The 21,214-nt window shown below is 61.6% G+C and carries 22 protein-coding genes; 11 read left to right on the top strand and 11 right to left on the bottom strand.

Annotated features, from left to right (window positions below; genetic code table 11):
* The first annotated feature begins 9 nt into the window (after positions 1-9).
* From HMPREF2734_RS06215 to recX, 3 genes are all read left to right on the top strand, one after another.
* The gene (locus tag HMPREF2734_RS06215; protein ID WP_070569959.1) at positions 10-225 is read left to right on the top strand and encodes a DUF3046 domain-containing protein; all 216 of its coding nucleotides are present in this window, start codon (positions 10-12) and stop codon (positions 223-225) included.
* Between the two features lie 201 nt (positions 226-426).
* Positions 427-1,548 carry a recombinase RecA gene (gene recA, locus HMPREF2734_RS06210; protein ID WP_070483834.1) on the top strand — a complete coding sequence of 374 codons (1,122 nt, stop codon included), beginning with the start codon at positions 427-429 and terminating at the stop codon, positions 1,546-1,548.
* Between the two features lie 3 nt (positions 1,549-1,551).
* Positions 1,552-2,139, top strand: a complete 588-nt coding sequence (gene recX, locus HMPREF2734_RS06205; RefSeq protein WP_070483833.1) for a recombination regulator RecX — start codon at positions 1,552-1,554, stop codon at positions 2,137-2,139.
* Positions 2,140-2,168: 29 nt separating this feature from the next.
* Here recX and HMPREF2734_RS06200 read toward each other — a convergent pair whose 3' ends face one another.
* The 4 genes from HMPREF2734_RS06200 to gluA form a co-directional block, all read right to left on the bottom strand.
* A complete protein-coding gene (locus tag HMPREF2734_RS06200) occupies positions 2,169-3,122 on the bottom strand; it encodes an amino acid ABC transporter permease (protein ID WP_070569957.1) in 954 nt (317 codons plus the stop codon).
* Entirely contained in the window at positions 3,122-3,808 is a 687-nt protein-coding gene (locus HMPREF2734_RS06195; RefSeq protein WP_070422323.1) for an amino acid ABC transporter permease, read from the bottom strand. The genes HMPREF2734_RS06200 and HMPREF2734_RS06195 overlap by 1 nt, the downstream gene beginning before the upstream one ends.
* An 85-nt stretch (positions 3,809-3,893) precedes the next feature.
* Positions 3,894-4,766, bottom strand: coding sequence for a glutamate ABC transporter substrate-binding protein (locus HMPREF2734_RS06190; protein ID WP_070422324.1), 873 nt, complete (start codon positions 4,764-4,766; stop codon positions 3,894-3,896).
* Positions 4,767-4,797: 31 nt separating this feature from the next.
* Positions 4,798-5,526 carry a glutamate ABC transporter ATP-binding protein GluA gene (gluA, locus tag HMPREF2734_RS06185; RefSeq protein WP_070483829.1) on the bottom strand — a complete coding sequence of 243 codons (729 nt, stop codon included), beginning with the start codon at positions 5,524-5,526 and terminating at the stop codon, positions 4,798-4,800.
* A 129-nt stretch (positions 5,527-5,655) separates the two neighbouring features.
* Between gluA and miaB the strand changes: the two genes are divergently transcribed.
* Both miaB and HMPREF2734_RS06175 read left to right on the top strand, forming a co-directional pair.
* Entirely contained in the window at positions 5,656-7,185 is a 1,530-nt protein-coding gene (miaB, locus tag HMPREF2734_RS06180; protein WP_070569956.1) for a tRNA (N6-isopentenyl adenosine(37)-C2)-methylthiotransferase MiaB, read from the top strand.
* Positions 7,186-7,202: 17 nt separating this feature from the next.
* On the top strand, positions 7,203-7,823 hold the full coding sequence (locus tag HMPREF2734_RS06175) for an Rv2732c family membrane protein (protein ID WP_070569955.1): 621 nt from the start codon (positions 7,203-7,205) through the stop codon (positions 7,821-7,823).
* Here the strand turns inward: HMPREF2734_RS06175 and HMPREF2734_RS06170 are convergent.
* Both HMPREF2734_RS06170 and HMPREF2734_RS06165 read right to left on the bottom strand, forming a co-directional pair.
* On the bottom strand, positions 7,820-8,890 hold the full coding sequence (locus HMPREF2734_RS06170; protein ID WP_070569954.1) for a GNAT family N-acetyltransferase: 1,071 nt from the start codon (positions 8,888-8,890) through the stop codon (positions 7,820-7,822). The genes HMPREF2734_RS06175 and HMPREF2734_RS06170 overlap by 4 nt on opposite strands.
* Complete coding sequence (locus HMPREF2734_RS06165) at positions 8,890-10,254, bottom strand: DUF349 domain-containing protein (RefSeq protein WP_070569951.1); 1,365 nt, start codon at positions 10,252-10,254, stop codon at positions 8,890-8,892. Before HMPREF2734_RS06165 ends, HMPREF2734_RS06170 begins: the two co-directional genes overlap by 1 nt.
* 132 nt (positions 10,255-10,386) lie before the next feature.
* Between HMPREF2734_RS06165 and HMPREF2734_RS06160 the strand changes: the two genes are divergently transcribed.
* From HMPREF2734_RS06160 to HMPREF2734_RS06145, 4 genes are all read left to right on the top strand, one after another.
* Positions 10,387-10,956 (top strand): hypothetical protein, encoded by a 570-nt coding sequence (locus HMPREF2734_RS06160; protein ID WP_070569949.1) that lies wholly within the window; start codon positions 10,387-10,389, stop codon positions 10,954-10,956.
* Positions 10,953-11,852: a tRNA (adenosine(37)-N6)-dimethylallyltransferase MiaA gene (gene miaA, locus HMPREF2734_RS06155; RefSeq protein ID WP_070569947.1), complete on the top strand. Its 900-nt coding sequence runs from the start codon at positions 10,953-10,955 to the stop codon at positions 11,850-11,852. Before HMPREF2734_RS06160 ends, miaA begins: the two co-directional genes overlap by 4 nt.
* Positions 11,795-12,649, top strand: coding sequence for a diaminopimelate epimerase (dapF, locus tag HMPREF2734_RS06150; protein WP_070569946.1), 855 nt, complete (start codon positions 11,795-11,797; stop codon positions 12,647-12,649). The genes miaA and dapF overlap by 58 nt, the downstream gene beginning before the upstream one ends.
* Positions 12,650-12,742: 93 nt before the next feature.
* Positions 12,743-13,630 (top strand): hypothetical protein, encoded by an 888-nt coding sequence (locus HMPREF2734_RS06145; protein WP_070483814.1) that lies wholly within the window; start codon positions 12,743-12,745, stop codon positions 13,628-13,630.
* An 18-nt stretch (positions 13,631-13,648) separates the two neighbouring features.
* Here HMPREF2734_RS06145 and HMPREF2734_RS06140 read toward each other — a convergent pair whose 3' ends face one another.
* A complete protein-coding gene (locus HMPREF2734_RS06140; protein ID WP_070569944.1) occupies positions 13,649-14,164 on the bottom strand; it encodes a hypothetical protein in 516 nt (171 codons plus the stop codon).
* Positions 14,165-14,182: 18 nt separating this feature from the next.
* Positions 14,183-14,935, bottom strand: coding sequence for a hypothetical protein (locus HMPREF2734_RS06135; protein ID WP_210384745.1), 753 nt, complete (start codon positions 14,933-14,935; stop codon positions 14,183-14,185).
* A gap of 106 nt (positions 14,936-15,041) precedes the next feature.
* On the opposite strand from HMPREF2734_RS06135, the gene hflX reads away from it, so the two are divergent.
* Entirely contained in the window at positions 15,042-16,586 is a 1,545-nt protein-coding gene (hflX, locus tag HMPREF2734_RS06130) for a GTPase HflX (RefSeq protein WP_083308103.1), read from the top strand.
* A 33-nt stretch (positions 16,587-16,619) separates the two neighbouring features.
* On the opposite strand, the gene nagB is transcribed toward hflX, so the two are convergent.
* Complete coding sequence (gene nagB, locus HMPREF2734_RS06125) at positions 16,620-17,381, bottom strand: glucosamine-6-phosphate deaminase (RefSeq protein WP_070422335.1); 762 nt, start codon at positions 17,379-17,381, stop codon at positions 16,620-16,622.
* 77 nt (positions 17,382-17,458) lie between these two features.
* On the opposite strand from nagB, the gene HMPREF2734_RS06120 reads away from it, so the two are divergent.
* On the top strand, positions 17,459-18,736 hold the full coding sequence (locus tag HMPREF2734_RS06120; RefSeq protein WP_070451040.1) for a uracil-xanthine permease family protein: 1,278 nt from the start codon (positions 17,459-17,461) through the stop codon (positions 18,734-18,736).
* Positions 18,737-18,812: 76 nt separating this feature from the next.
* Here the strand turns inward: HMPREF2734_RS06120 and HMPREF2734_RS06115 are convergent, their stop codons facing one another.
* Both HMPREF2734_RS06115 and HMPREF2734_RS06110 read right to left on the bottom strand, forming a co-directional pair.
* Entirely contained in the window at positions 18,813-19,082 is a 270-nt protein-coding gene (locus HMPREF2734_RS06115; protein ID WP_070422337.1) for an HPr family phosphocarrier protein, read from the bottom strand.
* Positions 19,083-19,148: 66 nt separating this feature from the next.
* Positions 19,149-21,200 carry a PTS fructose transporter subunit IIABC gene (locus HMPREF2734_RS06110; RefSeq protein ID WP_210384744.1) on the bottom strand — a complete coding sequence of 684 codons (2,052 nt, stop codon included), beginning with the start codon at positions 21,198-21,200 and terminating at the stop codon, positions 19,149-19,151.
* Positions 21,201-21,214 lie beyond the last annotated feature (14 nt).

Below are 21,214 nucleotides of genomic sequence, written 5' to 3'. Positions count from 1 at the left end.
TGTTGGGTCATGCGTTTGACGGAGTTTCATCAACTGGTCGAGGACGAGTTCGGCTCAGGTCGAGCCAAGTGGATTATTGATACGCAGGTCATTCCTGGTCACGAGCGCACCGCTGCAGACTTGATCGAAAGTGGTGTCGATCCCCGCGAGGCATGGCGAGGTTTGTGTGAGGCGTTTGACATTCCAGAAGAGCGTCGACTGGGTGTCGACAGGCCCGGGTTTTGAATTCCCGTTCGAACACGCTTGCGTGTACAGTGTTCGATGTCGTAGCCGCATTCTAAAGTGGCTCCTGTATTCGCCCCCGAGGAACTTTCCTTGTTTTGGAGGGAACCGAAGGGTAGGCGCGTGCGTCTAATAGGCACGGACTAACACACAGTGTGGATGCGGCAACCGTCGCACCACCGACAATTTGGAGGAAAACACCACATGGCAACGAAGAAGAAGACTGCCGCTTCCGCCGCGAACTCGCGCCAGAACGCGCTCGACGCTGCGCTTGCGATGATTGAGAAGGACTTTGGCAAGGGCGCCGTCATGCGCTTGGGCGACGAGAATCGCCCGCCGATTCAGTCAATCTCTTCCGGCAACACTGCTATCGACGTTGCCCTTGGTATCGGCGGCTGGCCACGCGGCAGGGTCGTGGAGATCTACGGCCCGGAGTCGTCCGGTAAGACGACCGTTGCCCTGCATGCGATTGCGGAGGCGCAGCGCGCAGGCGGCATCGCGGCGTTCATCGATGCCGAGCACGCCCTCGACCCTGACTACGCCCGCAAGCTCGGCGTGGACACCGACAATTTGCTGGTCTCCCAGCCGGATACGGGCGAGCAGGCGCTTGAGATCGCGGACATGCTGGTGCGTTCTGGTGCTATCGACATGATCGTGATCGACTCTGTTGCAGCGCTGACCCCGAAGGCTGAAATCGAGGGCGAGATGGGTGACTCCCACGTCGGCCTCCAGGCACGTTTGATGTCGCAGGCACTGCGCAAGATGACCGGTGCGCTGTACAACTCCGGGACTACCGCGATCTTCATTAACCAGCTGCGTGAAAAGATTGGCGTGATGTTCGGCTCCCCGGAGACGACCACTGGCGGTAAGGCCTTGAAGTTCTACGCGTCGGTGCGTTGCGATGTCCGCCGTATTCAAACCCTGAAGGACGGCCAGGATTCCATCGGTAACCGCACCAGGATGAAGGTTGTGAAGAACAAGGTTTCCCCGCCGTTCAAGATCGCCGAGTTCGACATCATGTACGGCGAGGGCATCTCGCGGGAGTCCTCCATCATCGACATGGGCGTGGAAAACGGCATTGTGAAGAAGTCCGGCTCGTGGTTCACCTACGAGGGCGACCAGTTGGGGCAGGGTAAGGAAAAGGCGCGCCTGTTCCTCAAAGACAACCCGGACCTGGCCGACGAGATTGAGGACAAGATTTTCCGCGCGCTGGGTGTGGGCAAGTATGCCAAAGTCGACGATGATGCCTTGTCGGATGATCCGGTGGACATGGTGCCGAATATCGACTTTGACGACGAAGACGACGCCAAGGCGGACGAGAAGTAGCACATGGCGGACCCCGAAAAGATTGCGCGCCTCAAAGCAGCTCTCGAGGCGTACGAACCGGGGTCGGGATTCATCGACCACGCCCATGAGGAGGCGAAGGCCCCGGTACGCAAACGCGCATTAGGGCTGCTGGATCAGCGGGCGCGCTCGCGTGAGGAGCTGCGTGGTCGGCTGATCAAGGCCGAGTTTGAGCCTGCGCTTGTCGACGAAGTCCTCGACGACCTCGCCGCTTCCGGCCTGATCAATGACGCTTCATTTGCTTCTGAGTGGGTGCGTCAGCGCGCTGCGCGTCGCGGAAAGTCTGCTCGTGCGCTCGATATGGAGCTGCGTGACAAAGGAGTGGGGAGTGCGGACCGTGCGGCTGCGCTCGAGCAGATTACTGACGACGATGAAGAGCGCATCGCCCGCGGGGTCGCCGAAAAGGCAGCACGCAAGGTGAAACACGCACCCGAGGATCGGGCAGAGTACGACAAGTTTTTGCGCCGGATCGTTGGGGCACTTGCCCGCCGTGGGTTTCACCAGGGGATGGCAATGCACTTGGGGAGGGAAGCACTCGACGAACGCATCGCCGAGTGCGAAGCCCACGCGTGACGCGGGGTGGTGACCCCGCACACGGGGGGTTAGTGTTTCTCCACAGGATTGTCGATCTGCTGGTAACCAGGGGCTTGCCAGTCGAGGTTCACGGTGTCCTTTGTGTCCAAACCGACTTCCTTGCCGGCGGTGGGCACCTTGGCAAACGGGTTGCGGCGTGCGCGGCCAGCGCGCAGTTGGCGCTCGACGCGGGTAGCGAGCATTGTCAGCGCGTAGTTGATCAGGATCATGATGATGGCCACCACGATGAGCGACGCCAAGTAGTTCCGGTTTGCAGAGGCGACCTGCGTGCCGGAGCGAACAACCTCGACGTAGCCAATTTGGTAGCCCAGGGCGGAATCCTTCAGCGCAATGACCATCTGGGAAATCAGTGCCGGGAGCATGGCTGCGACGGACTGGGGCAGCAAGATCTTGCCCATGGTTTGCCAGTGGCTTAAGCCAAGTGCCTGGGCGGCTTCGGTTTGGCCGCGGGGTAGCGATTTGATGCCGGCGCGGAGGATTTCGGCGATAACGGAGCCGTTGTAAAGCGTCAGTGCTACAACGACGGCCCAGAATGCGAGCGATGCCGGCGGGACGATCTTGTACACCGCGAAGACTTGGTAGAGGAAGATCATGAGTAGCAGCACTGGGATTGCGCGGAAGAACTCGACAACCACAGCGCAGAAGCCACGCACGATCTTGTTTGGGGCAAGGCGGCCAAGCCCGAAAATCACGCCGAAGACAATTGCGAGCAGCACCGATACGACGGCGGCCTTAATGGTGCCGACGAGGCCAGGGATGATGTATGTGGTCCAGGTGTTTCCCTGGATGAAGGGGGTCCAGCGTTCGGCGTCGAGTTGGCCGTGTGTGGCTAGTTTGCTCAGTACCCACCAGCCGACGAGCAAAAGCACAGCGATGGTGATTGCGGTGTAAATGTAGTTGCGGCGTACGGCTTTGGGGCCGGGGGCGTCGTAGAGAACAGTTGCGCGGACAGAGGATGCCATTATCGTTTCACCGCCAGACGGTTAGACAGCCAGCCGATGACGAGCCCTGTTGGCAGTGTGAGCACGATGAAGCCGAGGGCGAAGATGCCGAAGATGGCGAAGAGCTGGTTTGCGTGGAATTCGATGGTGGATTTCATCAGCAGCGATGCTTCCGCGACGCCGATGACCGATGCGATCGTGGTGTTCTTCGTCAAAGCGATCAGCGTGTTGCCCAGCGGAACGATTGCTGCACGCAGAGCTTGGGGGAAGATAATCAACGAGAAGATCTGCCCGAAGCTCAGTCCGAGGGAGCGTGCGGCTTCGGCTTGTCCGAAGTGAACGGTGTTGATGCCGCTTCGGAGCGATTCGGCGACGAAGCACGAGGTGTACAAAACGAAGCCGAGGATCGCGAGGCGGAAGTTTTGGTCTGCAAGGTAGGTGCTGGATTCGCGGCTCGCGAGCTCAAGGCCAAGGTTTTGGTAGAGGCCGAACGAGCAGAACAGGATCACAAGTGTCAGCGGGGTGTTGCGCACGGTGTTGATGTAAAACGCCGACAGGTTCCGCAGGATGGCAACGGGGGAGACCCGCATAGCAGTGAGTAGGGTGCCCAGGATCATTGATCCGATGGCGGAGTAGAAGGTCAGCTTGATTGTGGTCCAGAATGCTGGCCACAGTTTGGGCGCGAGATCAGCCCACATTGCATCCATGGTGGGAACTTCCAATACGTGAAGGAGATGAAGAAGGGTTGGGGCTCGGTGGCCGGGTGGGGTTCACCCAGCCACACGGCAGGTGCTACTCGACGAAGGACAGGTCGCCGACCTTGTCCTTTTCAACACCTTGGCCGCCGTCGAGGTTGTCGTTGACGAACTTGTCAAAGGATCCGTCCTCGTAAAGGGCGTTGAGTGCCTTGTTGACGGCCTCGAGTGCGCCCGGGTCTTCCTTCTTCAGGCCGACGCCGTAGTGCTCGTTGGTGAACTGCTCGCCGTCCTTCTTCAGCTCGACGACCTTGAAGTCGCCCGGGGACTGTGCGGAGTAGCCGCCGAGGATGGTTGCGTCGGTGGTGAGGGCGTCGACGTTGCCGTTGCGCAGGGCTTCGACGCAGGAGGAGTAGGTGTCGTATTCCTGGAGCTGGACGCCCGGCAGGGTGTCCTTGACCTTCTGTGCCGGGGTGGAGCCGGTGACGGAGCAGAGGATGCGGCCGTCGAGGGCTTCGAGGCCGGTGATCTCGGCGTCGTCGGAACGGACGAGCAGGGCCTGGTGGGTCAGCAGGTAGGGGCCTCCGAAGTCGACTGCTTCGGAGCGTGACTTATTGATGGAGTAGGTCGCGGCGATTGCTGCGACTTCACCGTTTTGCAGCACGGTTTCGCGCTGTGCCGAGGGGGTTTCGCGCCAGGTGATTTCTGGATGCTCCCAGCCGTTTTCGTCGGCAATGTGGTTGACCACGTAGGTGGCGACGTCGACGTCGAGGCCGGTCATGGAGCCGTCGGCTTCGCGCAGGCCTAGGCCCGGCTGGTCGTACTTAGTGCCGAGGGTGACGTTGCCGGCCTCGATCTGTGCGAGAAGGCCTTCGGCGTCGCCGGCGGAGTCGCCGCCGCAGGCGACGAGTGTGGTGGCCGCGAGCAGAGCTGCGGCAGTGGTCGATGCGAAACGTGCGGTGCGCTTCATGGTGATTCTCCTTGTAAGAAACGTGGGTGGGTTAATGGGGCAGGATCTTGCCGAGGAAGTCTCGTGCACGGCTGGACTGCGGGTTGGTGAAGAACGACTCGGGGTCGGTGTCTTCGACGATTTCGCCATCGGCCATGAACAAGATGCGGTCGGCAACTTTGCGGGCGAAGCCCATTTCGTGGGTGACCACGACCATGGTCATGCCGCTTTCGGCCAGTTCTGTCATGACGTCGAGGACCTCGCCGACCATTTCGGGGTCGAGGGCGGAGGTGGGTTCGTCGAAAAGCATGACTTTCGGCTCCATCGCAAGGGCGCGTGCGATTGCGACGCGCTGCTGCTGGCCGCCGGAGAGCTGTGCCGGATATTTTTCTGCCTGGTTGCCGATCCCCACGCGGTCGAGCAGTTCGCGAGCGCGTGCGGTGGCGTCGGTCTTTTTCACCTTGCGGACCTTGATGGGGCCCAGGGTGACGTTGTCCAGAATGGTCAGGTGCGGAAACAGGTTGAACTGTTGGAACACCATGCCTACGTCTGAACGGAGGTGGGCCAGTTCCTTCCCTTCGGCGGGGAGGGTACGGCCGTCAATTTCGATCGTGCCTTCCTCGATGGTTTCGAGGCGGTTGATCGTCCGACACAGGGTGGACTTTCCCGATCCGGACGGTCCCAGCACTACGACTACTTGTCCGCGGGGGACTTCAAGGTTGATGTTTTGTAGTGCGTGGAAGTCGTCGAAGTACTTCTCCACACCCACCATGCGAATCATGGGTTCGGCAATCTCCTGTGTCATACAAGGCACAGTAGGCCAAAACTGTGATGCGGGTGACCAAAACTGGGAAAGTGTTTGTCATTTGCGGTTAGGTTTGGGCGCTTTGCCTGGTTAGACTGTCTCGCCGTGACTACGGCAAATACCTCTGAAAACACCACTTCGCGCACCTATGAGGTGCGGACGTTCGGCTGCCAGATGAACGTGCACGATTCTGAGCGTCTTTCGGGTCTGCTCGAGGATGCTGGGTACGTGGCGGCAGACGAGGGGACTGAGCCCGACCTGGTGGTCTTCAATACCTGTGCGGTGCGTGAAAACGCGGATCAGCGCCTGTATGGCTCGCTCGGACAGTTGAAGAACACGAAGGCGAATCATCCGGGCATGCAGATTGCGGTCGGCGGGTGTTTGGCGCAGAAGGATCGCGACACGGTGATCGAGAAGGCACCGTGGGTTGATGCGGTGTTCGGTACGCACAACATCTCCGCATTGCCGGCGTTGCTCGATCGCGCACGGGTGGAGGACGAAGCCCAGGTAGAGATTGTTGAGTCGCTCGAGGTGTTTCCGTCTGTCCTGCCGGCGAAGCGCGAGTCTGCCTACGCCGGTTGGGTGTCCGTGTCGGTGGGCTGCAATAACACGTGTACGTTCTGCATCGTGCCGTCGTTGCGTGGTAAGGAGCAGGATCGTCGCCCAGGCGATATTTTGGCGGAGGTGCAGGCGCTCGTCGATCAGGGTGTGTCCGAGGTGACGCTGCTTGGTCAGAATGTGAATGCGTATGGCGTGAACTTTGTCGACGAGGACATGGAGCGCGACCGTTCTGCGTTCTCCAAGCTCTTGCGTGCCTGTGGCGACATCGAGGGCTTGGAGCGTGTGCGTTTTACGTCGCCGCACCCGGCGGAGTTCACCTCGGATGTCATTGACGCGATGGTGGAGACTCCGAATGTGTGCCCGCAGCTGCATATGCCGTTGCAGTCGGGTTCCGACAAGGTGCTTAAGGACATGCGCCGGTCGTACCGGTCGAAGAAGTTCCTTGGGATTTTGGATGAGGTGCGTAAGAAGCTTCCGCACGCTTCCATTACCACCGACATTATTGTCGGCTTCCCGGGTGAGACTGAGGAGGATTTTCAGGCCACGCTTGATGTGGTGGAGAAGGCTCGTTTCACTTCTGCGTTTACGTTCCAGTATTCGCCGCGTCCGGGCACGCCGGCTGCGGAGATGGAGCAGCAGATTCCGAAGGCTGTGGTGCAGGAGCGTTTCGAGCGTTTGCTTGCGCTGCAGGATCGCATTAGTGCCGAGGAGAACGAGAAGATGATCGGCACGGAGCAGGAGTTGCTTGTGCAAGCGGGTGGCGGACGCAAGAATGATCGCACGCACCGCATGTCGGGTCGCGCTCGCGATGGCCGCCTGGTGCACTTCGCGGTTGAGGGTGACATTGATGGCGAGATCCGCCCGGGCGATTACGTCACTGTCACCATCACTGAGTCCAAGCCGCACTTCCTCATTGCAGATTCTGGGGTGCGTAACCACCGTCGTACGAAGGCTGGCGACAATTCTGCCGCAGGCCAAGTGCCGACGACTGCACCTGTCGGCGTGGGGCTTGGCTTACCGACGATCGGTCAACCGCCCAAGCAGCCCACCGGCGATTCGTCCTGCGGCTGCTAGGGGCTACAGTGGCTGCTATGACGCAGCAGGATTCGCAGACGTTGGCTCGCGCGGAGAAGTCCGCCGCTTCGCAGATCACGATGAGGGCGAAACGGTGGGTGCTCGCCGCGTGTGCGGTGGTGTACCTCGTGGCGTTGGTGTTGCCGTTTGCGGGTGGGGTGGCCGGTTGGCAGGTGTTGGGGCTGACCCAGGCGTCGCGCGATGCGCGCACTTCGGTGGCGGAGTACTTGTTTGTGTGGTTTTCCTTCATCGGTGTTGGGGTTTTGACATCGCTCGCAGTTGCTTTACGACGATTCGCCGTCACCCTGCCTGCCTGGATGGTCACAACGGTCTCTGCCGTGTTTTCCATCCTCGGCATTTGGTTGCGCAACCAAAGTGCTCCGGAAACCTCACGCGACATCGGCTACTACCTGGCCATGTTGGCTGTGTTCGTTGCGGTGTTCACGCTGTTCCCGCTGATCCTGTCTCGCTCTGAGGCACAGGTGAAGGTGGCCGACGAGCGCGCGAAGGTGCAGCAGCGCGACGACGTGGCGTTGCTGCAGCAGTCGGCGACGCATCAGGCGAACGCGCACGAGGAGAACCCGTTGCTTGTGGACGACCGCCGCGCCCGTGCCGCCGAACGCCACCGCAAGATTTAGACCTTTTGCCACCCTGTCGTCGCGGAAACCACTTCCGCGCCGACCCCTTTCATTATGGCGGCTGCTGGCGCGGAGTCGGCGGGGTAGGAGCAGTACACCGTCTCCAAGTCTTCCCAGGTTGCGTGTGCTCGCTCGAGGGAGGCACGCAGCATGGCTTTGCCGATGCCACGGCTGCGGTGCTCTGGCAGGACGTAGACAAGGCCGAGTTCGCAGACCTTCGGGTCGTCGGCGTGGAAGCGCACGACTTCGCAGAGTCCGACGATGACGCCGTCGACGTAGGCCAGTCCGGTCAGTTGCGAGCCGCCTCGGTCTTGCAGCCTCGCGCCGGCGTCGCGGATGCGCTCAAGGTCCCAGTTGATGGTGTCCATCACCAGGTCGCCGCGAGGGTAGTCGCGCGATGCCGCGGTGAGCAGACGGGAGAACTGCTCTACCTCGTCGGCGCCTGCTTTGCGTTTGGAGAAGAACCCTGGGCCTTCGATGACTGCGAACTCGGCGGCCACAGTACGAGGCAGGGCATCCAGTGCACTGATCTCGAACGTGGCCTGGTCTTCCCGGAAAGCGGCTGTGTAGCCTGCGTCGGTCAGCGCGGGGGATGCCGGGGCGTCGGGCAGGTGGGTGACCCAGAGTTGGCGGATGGGGCGTTCGAGGCGGGTGGAGAGGTCGTCGAGAAGCAACAGCGCTGCGGCCCACGGTTCGGGCGGTTCATCTTCGCCGGGCAGGGGTGCGATCTCGGCGTTGAAGGTGAAGTTCGCTTCGATCACGCGACGGTCTTCGAGCAAGGGCAGGGAGATGAAGAGCCAGGCGTCGGTGTGGTCGAGGTCGTCGTCGAAAAGTTCGCGGTAGCCCAAATCCGTCACAGGGCGGGGTGCCTGCTGGGAGGTGAGCGCGAAGAGGATTGCTTCGGATTCGGCGGACGGCTCGAGGCGCTTCGCAATGTGCGATGCGGACACGCCAGAGGTGGCAAGACCGGTGATGTCTTGGATGGCGAGCGTTGCGGAAAATGCGTAACCCCCGACCACTGCCTCCGATGAGTTGGGCCGGGGGACGTACTGCTGTGGTGTGAGCACTAGCCCTCGTTCACAGCCTTCGCGGCAACGTCGGCAAATTCCTGCCACTGCTTCGCCTGCTCACGCAGCGTTGCTGCCTTTGCGGCGTTGCCCTTGGCCTCAGCCTCTTGGGCTTGGCGCTCAAAGTCGTCGGCCTTGACCTGGAACTGGTTGACCTTGTCCTGCTGGGCAGGGTTGGTTTTGCGCCAGCGGGAGTCTTCGGCCTCGGAGACGCGCTGCTCGATGCGGGCGATCTTGTCCTCGTATTCGCGGACGCGACCACGGGGGACGAAGCCGATCTCGTCCCACTTGTCTTGCAGTTCGCGTAGTTTCGCCTTTGCGGCGCCGAGGCCCTTGGCGGGGTCGATCTGTGCGTCGTACTCAGCGATGAGCGCATCCTTGGCTTCCGCGTTGGCCTCGAATTCGCGGTCGCGCTCGGCGTTGACGGCGTTGCGGGCTTCGAAGAAGTGGTCCTGGGCTGCGCGGAAGCGCTCCCAGAGCTTGTCGTCTACCTCGCGTGGGGCGCGACCGGCGGCCTTCCATTCCGTCATCAGGTCGCGGTAGGCGCGGGCGGTGTTGCCCCAATCCGTGGAGTCCTTGAGCGCTTCGGCGCGGTCGACGAGTTCTTCCTTGATCTTCTTGGCTTGGGCGCGGTTGCGGTCCAACTCGGCGAAGTGGGCGCCACGGCGACGGTTGAAGCTGTCGCGGGCGCGGGAGTAGCGCTTCCACAGTTCGTCGTCGGTTGCGCGGTCGATGCCACGGATGCCACGCCACTCCTCGAGGATGTCGCGGATGCGGTCGCCGGCACGCTTCCATTCGGTGGAGTTTTCCGCCAGGTCTTCGGCCTCGGCGGCGAGGGCTTCCTTGCGGGCGATCGCTGCCTTACGTCGCTCCGCCTTCTGCTCCTTGGCCTGCTCGCGGGCATCGGCGGATGCGGCAATCGCAGCATCGAGGCGGGTTTCGACGGCGTCAAGGTCGCCGATTACTGCGGCGTCGTCAAGCGAGGCTTTCAGCGCTTCGGCGGATTTGCGGATCGCGTCTGCGTCTTCCGGGTGAGCGCGCAGGCGGGTCTCGATGAGTTCGACTTCGGTAACCAGGTCGTCGTAACGCTGCCCGTAGTGTGCGAGGCCTTCCTCGGGCGTACCTGCCTGCCAGGACGCGATCTGGCGTTCAGTGCCGCCGCGGGTGAGGAAGACGTTGCCCTCGGCATCAACACGGCCAAACTTCGACGGATCCGACGGCGTACGCGCCGGAACAGGCGCCGGTGTCACTGACGGGGCGGCAGGCGCCGCGGCCGGGCGTGGCCGAGGCTTCGGACCCTTCTTCGCCATGGCGGCAGGCGAGGGGATCTTGCCAGAGGTGTTGGTGGGGTTCGACTCGGTCATGGTGGTCGTCCTTTCCGCGGCCTTGGGGCCGCACTGTGCCGCGCGCCGCGGCTGCCTTTGCGCAATGCATGCGATCGTACAGCCACACACATCGCTGCGGGGTGATTTGGGTCTCTGGGTAGGGTTGGGCGGGTGAGAGCAAACCTTTGGATCATCCCCGGATCGCCTGCGTTGGCGCTCTCGCCCCACGACGACGCCTCGCAGCGCCTCCTCGCCGCCACCCGTGCGTTGGCAGAAACTGCAGGTGGCCGCGCCATCGACATCGTCTGCTCGCTCGACAAGCAGTGGCATACGGCGCACACGGGGTCGTTTCGTGCTTGGGGCGGCCCGGACATCACGGTGCGGGGTGGGAACTATTTAGGTGAGCTGGTCGCCAGGTTTGCGCTGGGGGACCCGGAGGTCCGCGAGGTGCGTTCGCGTATCGACGAGCCCGACCCCGCCGCCGCCATCACCGTCGTCGTGGTCGACGGGCCTGCGGGGCTCACACCGCGCGCACCACTCGCGTTGGTGCCCGGCGCGCCGGAGACGCACGAGGCCATTGTGCGGTGGTTGGACGGTGGTGAAGCTGTGCTCGTCGATACGCAGGTGCTCGAACCGGAACTGTGGCGCGAACTCGCAGGACTTGAGCGCAAGGATGCGCGGTTGATCGATGCCGATGACACGCTGGGTGTCGGACGGTATGTAGCGGAGTGGAGCGTATGAACCCCATAGCAGTTGTAGGGCCCACCGCCAGCGGCAAGTCCGCGCTTGGCATTGCGCTTGCGCACGAGTTCGGCGGGGAAGTGGTCAACGTGGATTCGATGCAGCTCTACCGGGGTATGGACATCGGCACCGCGAAGTTGCCGGTGGAGGAGCGCGAAGGCATCACGCACCACCTGCTGGATATCTGGGATGTGACCAAGACCGCCTCCGTCGCGGAGTACCAGACGCTTGCCGTTGCCACGGTTGAGGAGATCATGGCGCGTGGCAAGGTGCCGGTGCTGGTGGGCGGTTCGATGCTGTATGTGCAGTCGCTTATCGACGCCTGGTCCTTCCCACCCACCGACCCCGCCGTGCGCGCCCGCTATGAAGCGCGCCTGCAGGAGATCGGCATTGATGCCCTGCACGCAGAACTCGCCGAGGTTGACCCGGAGGCAGCCAGCATCATCGAGGATAAAGACCCGCGCCGCACCGTGCGTGCCCTCGAAGTCATCGAACTGACCGGAAAGCCCTTTAAAGCGTCCCAGCCACCGAAGAATGCGCCACCGCGTTGGGGCACGCGCATCCTTGGCCTGCGCACGAATGCCGAGTGGCTCAACCCCCGCATCGAGCTGCGCACCCGCATGATGTTCGAGCAAGGGCTTATCGACGAAACCCGCGCCCTGGTCAAAGACGGCCTCGTCCGCAATTCCACTGCCGGACGAGCCATCGGCTACGCGCAGGTTCTCGCAATGTTCGACGGGGATCTCACCGAAGAAGAAGCGCTCGAGCAGACCATCACTGGCACTCGCCGCTACGTGCGCCGGCAACGCTCCTGGTTTAACCGCGACCCGCGCACGGTATGGCTCGATGCCGCCGATTCGAACGTGGTGGATCTCGCGTTAGACTCGCTGGCGTGAAGTTCCTGAAAGCACATGCCACCGAAAACGATTTCGTTGTCCTGATCGATGTCGACGACCAACTCGACATCACCCCTGAGCAGGTCGCCTTCCTCTGCGACCGCCGCGCCGGCGTCGGCGGCGACGGCCTGCTGCGTGTCGTCCGACGTGACGGTATGTGGTTCATGGACTACCGCAACGCCGACGGTTCCATCGCCGAGATGTGCGGCAACGGCATCCGTGCGTTCTCCCACGTACTCGTCGCTGAAGGGCTCGAAGATGCCCGCGAGTTCGACGTGGACACCCGCGCCGGGGTGAAGCACATCCGCGTGCTTGAAGCTGATGACGCCAACGCCGTCGTCTCCGTCGGCATGGGGGCGGTTCAGGTCACCGGTGTATCCACCGCATCGATGGGGGAGAACCAGTTCGCTGGCATCGGCGTGGACGTGGGCAACCCACACCTCGCCTGCGTGATCCCGGGCTTGACTCCTGAGGGGCTTGCGGAGATGAACTTTGTCGCCCCGACCTTCGACCCGGAGTTCTTCCCTGAAGGCGTCAACGTCGAAGTGCTTACCGAACTTCGCGACGGCGAAGCGCACATGCGCGTCTGGGAGCGCGGCGTCGGGGAGACCCGCTCCTGCGGCACCGGCACGGTTGCCGCAGCTCAGGCAGTGCTTGCAGACGCCGGAATTGAAAACGGTGCCGTCACCATCAACGTGCCCGGTGGCGCAGTCAAGGTCGAGCTCAACGACGGTGTAGCCACCATGACCGGCCCGGCCACCATCGTGTTCCGTGGAGAGCTTGCCAGCGCGCTTTAACGAGCAGTTTTTGTAAACCACGTGTGCGGGGGATTTTCCTGCCTTACAATCAACCTGTCATTGTGACCCCACCCCCCCTGACAGGAGTTTCCTATGCAACGCAAAGTTATCGCCTCGGCCGTCGCGCTTGGCCTTTCGGCATCCCTGCTCACCGTCCCTGCTGCATACGCAGCTGAGATCGGACCTCGCACCACCAACAACACGTGTTCGGTCAAGTTGGACCAGGCGGAAAAGGACTACCTGGCAAAACTGAACAAAAACTATACCGAAAAGAAGGTTTTCGAAGTTTTTGAAAAGGGTATTGAAGGCGCCTACCCGGAAATCAAGGGGTGGGCAGACTCTACGCTGAAGTCCGCAACAGTGCAGTCAGCGCTAAAGAAGATTGAGGCCCAGCGCACGGACGATCTCACTGCTGCTGAGGAGGAAGCCTTTGAAGCAGCCTACGACAAGTTGATGTCCTATAACCAGGACAACTACGTCGGCTACTTTTATGGCTACGCACGGCTGATGGAGAGCTACCCACGCGTTGCAAAGGAGCTCGTGTACAACGGCGATATCCCCGCGACGTCACCGCTTTCATTCACTGAAGTGGTAGCAAGCAATGAGGCTTTGCCGACTACCGATGTTGCATCGTTTGCCGCAGAGCAGCTGGGTATTCCGACGGGTCGCATTGAGGCATTCAAGAAGGCCGCCAACAAGACGGCGCACGTTAAGACCGGCAATGCAGTTCAGAAGGAATACAATCCTGCGGTTGAGAAGGCAATGGCTGCCTGCGCTCAGGGTGGCAACGCTACCGTTGCGTTCCCAACGAAGGGTTGGGCTTCGAACCCCTTCAATACTCCTGAGGAAAACGTTGGGGCAATCGTCGGCATCGTTCTCGGCACTCTCGCTGCCGTTGGCCTGCTGTTTGCCGGCGTAGTTGCGCTTGCTCCGCAGTTTGGCATCGCGCTGCCGTTTAACCTGCCGCAGTTGCCGTTCTAAAACCGCAACTTTAAACCGTTACGCCGGGCCGATCTCTTTTGCGGCCCGGCGTGCGTCGTCCCAGGCCTCCTGAAGTTCGAAGGCGCGCTCGTCAGCGACCATCAGGATGCGTTCCAACTGGGTTTTGTCGGTGCCGGGGGATTCGAGATAACCGTCAACGCGCTCGATGAAACGACGCGCGGAGGAGGCGCGAAGCAGAAACTCGTTGACCTGGGGGACTGAGTTATCTGGGTTTGCAAGCGCCGGGTAGTGCAGCGTCCGGTCTGCGATGTCGGCGGCTGATGCGCCGTTTTGGAGCTTCTCGTATGCATCGAGAATTTCGAGGATGTCGTCGCGCGCGTACTGCAGTGACGAGCGCATTGCTGCCACTTCGGGGTCAGGCTGCAGATGTCGGCTGATGAAGAATGCACAAACAATCAGTAGGGCAGACACGAGCAGACCGGGTAGTTTCAACGTCAAGACAAGCACTACTGTGGCAGCGAGTACGAGCGCGCCGAGTAGTGCTCGTGAGAGGTCTTTGTCCGGTGAACTCATGGTTCAAGCCCTACGGGATTAATGGCCGCCGCAACCGCAGGATCCGCCGCAACCGCCGCAGCCGCCACCGGTCGGAGTTGGGATGGAGCCGGCCATGACTGCGGTGCCTGCGATGACGGAGTCGCGGGACGGCAGGTCGCCGTCGGGCAGGCATACATCGAACGGGAACGCGGCGTCGACGGAGGCGTGGATGAAGCGCTGGCCGGTCAGTTCGGAGGTGCGGTATTCCGCATCCAGTACGCGGCCGGAGAATTCGGCGCGTGCGTCCGGGGTAGCGGCGGCACCGGATGCGACTGCTTCGGCGCCCGGGGAGGTTACCGTGCCAACCACCGCTCCCGGGTGCAGGGCCAGGTAGGCATCGGTGGAGGTGTAGCACTCCGTTGTCAGCGCGAGTGCAGTGACGGAGAGTTCTTGCCATTGGAGCGTGGGCTCGTCGACAAGCAGTGGCCCCTGGGCAAGATTCACGGTCAGGGATGCCATCGCGTTGCCGCGTGGGCCCACCACATCGGCGAGCGCAACTACGTCGTTGATTGGGGTGACGTGGGCGTAGGCGCGGGTTACGGAATCGAAACCTGCGAAGGTGGCAAACGGCTCAACTGCCAAAATGTTGAGCTGCGCACCTGAGGGGTCGGCGTATTGGATCAGTTGGCCGCCGCGCACTTCACCGGTGACTGCGAGACGGTCGGTGGCAATGGCGGCTTCCACAGCGTCCTGCCACTTATCAAAGTTCAAGCCGATTGCGGCGAGGTCGTTGCTGATTGCTGTGCTCATGGCGCCCGATAATAGTCGCAGTCGCACACGGGGAAGAATCTCGGCCGTATCTGCGTTTAATGGGGTAGATATGAAGAGGACATTTCAAGCTCCATTAAAGGATGTAATGACTGAACCCCACCTTGACCGTTTCGGCGGTAGCCGTGAGCGCTTTTTGCGTGACGACGACACCACGCCCGAGCAACGCGCCCACGACGAACTTCTCCGTGAGGCTTTTCGGCACAACACCGTCCCTGACGAATCCGCGCCGACGGTAGGCGCGCTCGACCTGGAGGAGCGCAACGCGTTTCGTACCGTGACCGGATCGACCGAGATCCGCTCGCAGGACCAAAAAGACATCACCGAGGTGGAGTACCGCAAACTCCGCATCGAACAGGTCTTGCTCGTTGGCGCGTGGACCGAAGGCACCCTTGCGGAGATTGAGGCTCGCATGTGGGAGCTTTCAGCACTGGCGGAAACAGCAGGCGCTGAAGTCGTCGACATGCTGTATCAAAAGCGCGACAAACCTGATCCGGGTACTTATATCGGCTCCGGCAAGGTTGCGGAATTGCGTGAGATTGTGCTGTCTACCGGCGTTGACACGGTGATTTTTGATGGTGAGCTTTCGCCGTCGCAGATGATCGCGCTGGAGGAAGCCCTCAAGATCAAGGTGATCGACCGCACGATGTTAATTCTCGATATCTTCGCCCAGCACGCGAAGAGTAAAGAGGGCAAAGCACAGGTCAGCCTTGCGCAGATGGAGTACCTCTACAGCCGTACCCGCGGTTGGGGTGGCAACCTGTCGCGTCAGGCGGGCGGTCGTGCTGGCTCCAACGGCGGTGTGGGCCTGCGTGGTCCTGGTGAGACGCGTATCGAGGCCGACCGTCGCCGCCTGCGCACCGAGATGGCCAAACTGCGCCACCAGCTGCGCGATATGGAGACTGCCCGAGAGATCAAGCGCGCGCAGCGCCAGCGCTCCACTATCCCGAAGATCGCGATCGCGGGCTACACCAACGCGGGTAAATCCTCGTTGATCAACGCGATGACGGGTGCGGGCGTGCTGGTGGAGGACGCGCTGTTTGCCACTCTCGACCCATCGACGCGCAAGGCCAAGTTGGCGGACGGGCGCAACGTAGTGCTGACCGACACTGTCGGGTTTGTGCGCCACCTGCCTACCCAGCTGGTTGAGGCGTTTAAGTCCACGCTCGAAGAGGTCAGCGGCGCCGACCTTGTCCTGCACGTCGTGGACGGTTCGGATCCGTTCCCACTGAAGCAGATCGAAGCAGTCAATGCGGTCCTTGCAGAGGTCACACGCGACTCGGGCGAGGAGATGCCGCCGGAGATCGTTGTGGTGAACAAGATCGACGACGCTGACCCGATCGTGCTCGCCGAACTTCGCCACGCCTTTGAAAAAACCGGCCGCACCGCGGTGTTTGTGTCCGCGCTGACGGGGGAGGGAATCGACGAGCTAGAGGCGCGCATCGAGCAGCACCTCAACTCCATCGACGCGCACGTGACCATGGTCGTGCCCTACACCCGCGGTGATGTGGTCAGCCGCGTGCACGAGGAGGGCACAGTGCGCTCCGAGGAGTACGAGGCAGAGGGCACGCGTATCGACGTCCGCCTGCCACGTGTCCTCGCCGACCAGTATGCGGAGTTCGTCGTCTCCTAAGCCTGGCGGTTCGGGTTGGCGTTGACCCCGGTGTTAGCGCCAGTAAGGGTCGAACGCCTTGTAGGTTTCGGCCCCGGTGAGCATCTCGGCGGCGCTTTCGTCTACGACAACCTTCGCGGCGTTGTGCAGCTGCAGTGCCGATGCCGGGCACGATGCGGACAGAGGCCCCTCGACGAGTGCTTGTACCGCGTTAGCCTTCGCCGGGCCAGTGGCGATAAGCACCAGGTGGCGTGCCTCAAGGATGGTGCCGATGCCCTGTGTCAGGGCTTGGCGCGGGACCTCGTCGGCAGAATCGAAGAAGCGTGCATTGTCCTCGATCGTGCGTGGATGCAGGTCGATGAGACGGGTACGGGAGCGCAGCGAACTCGTCGGCTCGTTGAACGCAATGTGTCCGTTTGCGCCAATGCCGAGAATTTGGATATCTACACCGCCCGCGTGGCGGATGGCGTGGTCGTAGGAGGTAGCTGCTGCCTGGGGGTTGGCGGCCTCGCCGTCGGGAGACGCAACGGACGAATCCGGAATGTCGATAGAGCCGGTGAACTCGCGGCGGATCGTCGAGTAGTAAGACTGCTCGTGGTCACGAGGGATGCCGTAGTACTCGTCCAGCAAGAAGGCCTTGCAGTTGGCGAAGCTCAAGCCTTCTTCGCGGTGTCGGCGGATGAGCTCTTTATAGGTTGGGTTGGGTGAGGATCCGGTCGCAAGACCGATGGTGGCGCCTTGTCGTGCGAACGGCTCGATGCAATCGGCGGCGTATGTGCCGACTTCCTCGGGGGTGCGTCGAATGATGATGTCCATGAGGAGCAACTTACCCGCTCGAACTGCTGCGGCTGCGATTAGCTATGCAAAGCGCGCGAGGGCCATAATGAAGACTCGTGACGAACTCAATTGGTTGGACCCTGCATGGCGACGGACGCCATGTGAAACCCGGGGCGGTTGTCGCTCCCGACGAACGACTGTCGTGGTCGCGCACCATCGGCATCGGCATGCAGCATGTGGTGGCTATGTTTGGCGCAACACTGCTGGTGCCCACGCTCACTGGCTTCCCAGTAAACACCACGTTGCTGTTTTCCGGACTTGGCACGATTATCTTCCTGCTGATCACCCGGAACCAGTTGCCGAGCTACCTCGGCTCTTCTTTTGCCTTCATCGCCCCGCTGACCGCGTCTCAGCAGTATGGCATTGGATCGCAACTCGGTGGCGTGCTGCTGACGGGTGTGGCGCTCATCCTTGTCGGCGTGATCGTGCAAAAAGCCGGCAAACGCGTCATTGACGCCGTAATGCCCCCTGTAGTCACAGGTGCGATTGTGGCGTTGATCGGCTTTAACCTCGCACCGACTGCGGTCAGTAACGTACAAACCCAGCCTGCTGTTGCAGGCGTGACCTTGCTGACCATCGTGGTGGTCACGGTTGCAACGCGCGGGATGCTTTCCCGACTGTCCATCCTGATTGGTGTGTTGGTGGGTTGGCTCTTCGCCGCGCTCACTGGCGGTTTGAGCGAGGACGCGCTGGCCACCATCGGTGACGCCGCCTGGGTTGGCCTGCCGCAGTTCCACACTCCGGAGTTCCACCTTTCTGCCGTGCTAGTGACACTTCCGGTGCTTGTTGTGCTCATTGCTGAAAACGTCGGACACGTCAAGGCGGTCGCCGAGATGACCCACCGCAACCTGGACCACATGCAGGGCCGGGCACTGATCGGCGATGGCATCGCCACGACCCTGGCGGGTGGCTTCGGCGGCTCCGGCACCACTACTTACGCCGAAAACATTGGAGTCATGGCCGCGACCAAGGTGTATTCCACCGCTGCGTACTGGGTGGCTGCCACCTTCGCGATCATCCTCGCGTTCATCCCGAAGTTCGGCGCCGTCATCTTCACCATTCCCGCCGGCGTGCTCGGTGGCGCGTGCTTGGTGCTTTACGGCCTGATCGGCATGCTTGGCGTGCGTATCTGGCAGGACAACAAGGTCGACTTCACTGACCCGGCGAACCTCACCGCAGCTGCCGTCGCGCTGATTGTCGGCATCGGCAACCTCACCTTCGAGGTCGGGCAGGTCACCCTGGAAGGCATCGCCCTCGGCTCCGTTGGCATCATCGTTATCTATCCGATGATGCGGTGGGCTTACGACCATATTGGTGAAGGCCAGTTCCGCTAACCTCACCCATCAAAAAGACTACGCCCGGGCAACCACTGTGGTTGCCCGGGCGTAGTCGTCGCTAAGCAAGAAGCTTTTACTCGTCGTCGAGATTTTTCGCGATCAGTGCGGCGATCTTCTCAACCGCCTCGGCATTATCAGAGGTGACGATGACCTCATCGCCGTGCTCTGCACCCATCGCCATGATCATGAGCGAGGACGCAGCATCAGTCTCATCGTCCTCGTCGCCGCCGACCAGGGTAAGCAGGATCTCGTCATCGTACTCACCAGCAGCGTCCGCAATCACCGTCGCCGGACGAGCGTGCAGACCAACCGTGGAACCGACCTTGACCGTCTTCGAAGCCATAATGCAACTTTCCTTTCACGCGGCTTTTCAAGAATGCGCTTTGCAGTCGAGTGTACGCCCTTGTGCTTAAGCCGACACGAGTTCTTCCTCGCGTTTCGCAGCCTTTCGGATCTCATCGTTAGGCCACCACTGTTTGAGCGCCACAACAGCGAGCGTCGCCACCGCGACACCGGCAGCCAACGCCACGAGCATGCCCCACCACGGGTGGTAGGCGAAGATCACAAACACGCCACCGTGCGGTGCCTGTGCACCCACACCAAGGGCCATCGAGACCGCACCTGCGGTTGCACCGCCAAGCATCATCGAAGGGATCACACGGAACGGATCTGCAGCTGCGAACGGAATTGCGCCTTCTGACACGAACGACAATCCCAACAGCCAGGCGGATTTGCCGTTCTCCTGCTCAGCCGGGGTAAACAGCGAGGAACGCAGGAAGGTGGCGATAGACAGCGCGATCGGCGGCACCATGCCCGAGATCATTACCGCGGCCATGATTTCGTACGCACCCTGGGTACCCGCAGACAAGCCAGCGGTGCCGAACAGGTAAGCAGCCTTGTTCACCGGACCACCCAGGTCGAAGCACATCATCAAGCCGATAGTCACGCCAAGCAGCACGGCAGACGAACCGGACATGGACTCCAGCCACGCGGTGAGTCCTTCCATGACAGCGCCGAGCGGACGGCCCAGCAGCAGGAACATCAGTACGCCGATGATCAGCGATGTCAGCAGCGGGATGATCACCACCGGCATGAGCGAACCCAGCCAGCGCGGAACCTTCCACGTCTGAATCCAGCGGGCGATCACACCTGCGAGCAAACCGGTGATCAGGCCACCGATGAAGCCAGCGCCGACCATCACGGAGATTGCGCCGCCGACGAAGCCAGGTGCGATACCCGGGCGCCCAGCGAGTCCGTAGCCGATGTAGCCGGACAGTGCCGGCACGACGAATTGCATAGCCATCTGCCCAGTGGCGAAGAGCACTGCGCCGAGGTAGAGCAACCAGCCGGAGCGCCTGAACGCAATGAGTTCGCCGTCCACAGTGATCTGATTGCTCGGCAGGTTGGTCGGGGAGTGCTCGGTGACCAGTGCCTGCCAGCCATTCGCCATGTCCGCGCCGCCGAAGAGGAATCCGAGGGCCAACAGCAGGCCACCGGCGGCGACGAACGGCACCATGTAGGAAACGCCGGTCATGATCGCTTGTTGGATGCGCTTGGGCCAGCTCTGTGTCGCGGCAGACGCGGTGTCGTCACTATCTGCCTTCGACGCTGCAGCTACTCGAGGTGCGTTTGGGTCCTTCGATGCGGCGATCGCCTCATCGATCATCGCGTCCGGTTCGTTGACACCACGCTTGACTGGACTGTCGACCACGGGCTTACCCGCGAAGCGACTCTTTCCGCGAACAGCGACATCATGGGCGAAAATCACCACATCAGCGGAATCGATAAACGCCTGGTCGAGCGGATCCCCACCGGAGGAGCCTTGCGGCTCGACACGAAGATCAACATTGTCGCGCTTGCTAGCTGCTTGCGTCAGTGCATCCGCTGCCATGTAGGTGTGCGCAATGCCGGTCGCACACGATGTGACCGCTGCAATACGAATTGGCGCATTGCTTTGCGACGACACCACCGCATCGGCCTTCTTCTTCGGCTCAGCCTTCTTCGGTTCAGCATTGACCACGCCGTGCACAAGATCCACGATCTCCTGCTCGGACGCGGCGGAGCGGAGGTTATCAACGAAATCGCCGCGGACCAGTGCGCGGGCGAGCTTCGAGAGAATCTTTAAGTGTGCCTTGCCGCCGCCTTCAGGTGCTGCAATGAGAAACACCAGCTCGGCGTCACCGTCGGGGCCGTTGAAGTCAACAGGGTTGGACAGCCGGGCAAACGCAAGCGTGGATTCGGTGACAGCGGCACTACGGCAGTGCGGGATAGCGACCCGTCCGTTCACGCCGGTGCCGGCCTTAGCCTCGCGCGCGACGGCTGCCTCAGCCACCGCTGCGGCATCAGTCGCACGGCCAGAATCTGCGATACGTGCAGCGAGCTGGCCAATGACATCGGAGGGAGAAATGCCAAGGTCAGCATCAAGCGTGACAAGTTTTGGCGTGATGAGAGGTTGATTCACGTTGTCTTCTTTCA

It is taken from the genome of Corynebacterium sp. HMSC055D05, assembly GCF_001810365.1.
Classification (GTDB): Bacteria; Actinomycetota; Actinomycetes; order Mycobacteriales; family Mycobacteriaceae; genus Corynebacterium; species Corynebacterium coyleae.
The sequence above is the reverse complement of the archived record's forward strand: the minus strand, read 5'-3'. Positions and strand labels throughout refer to the sequence as shown.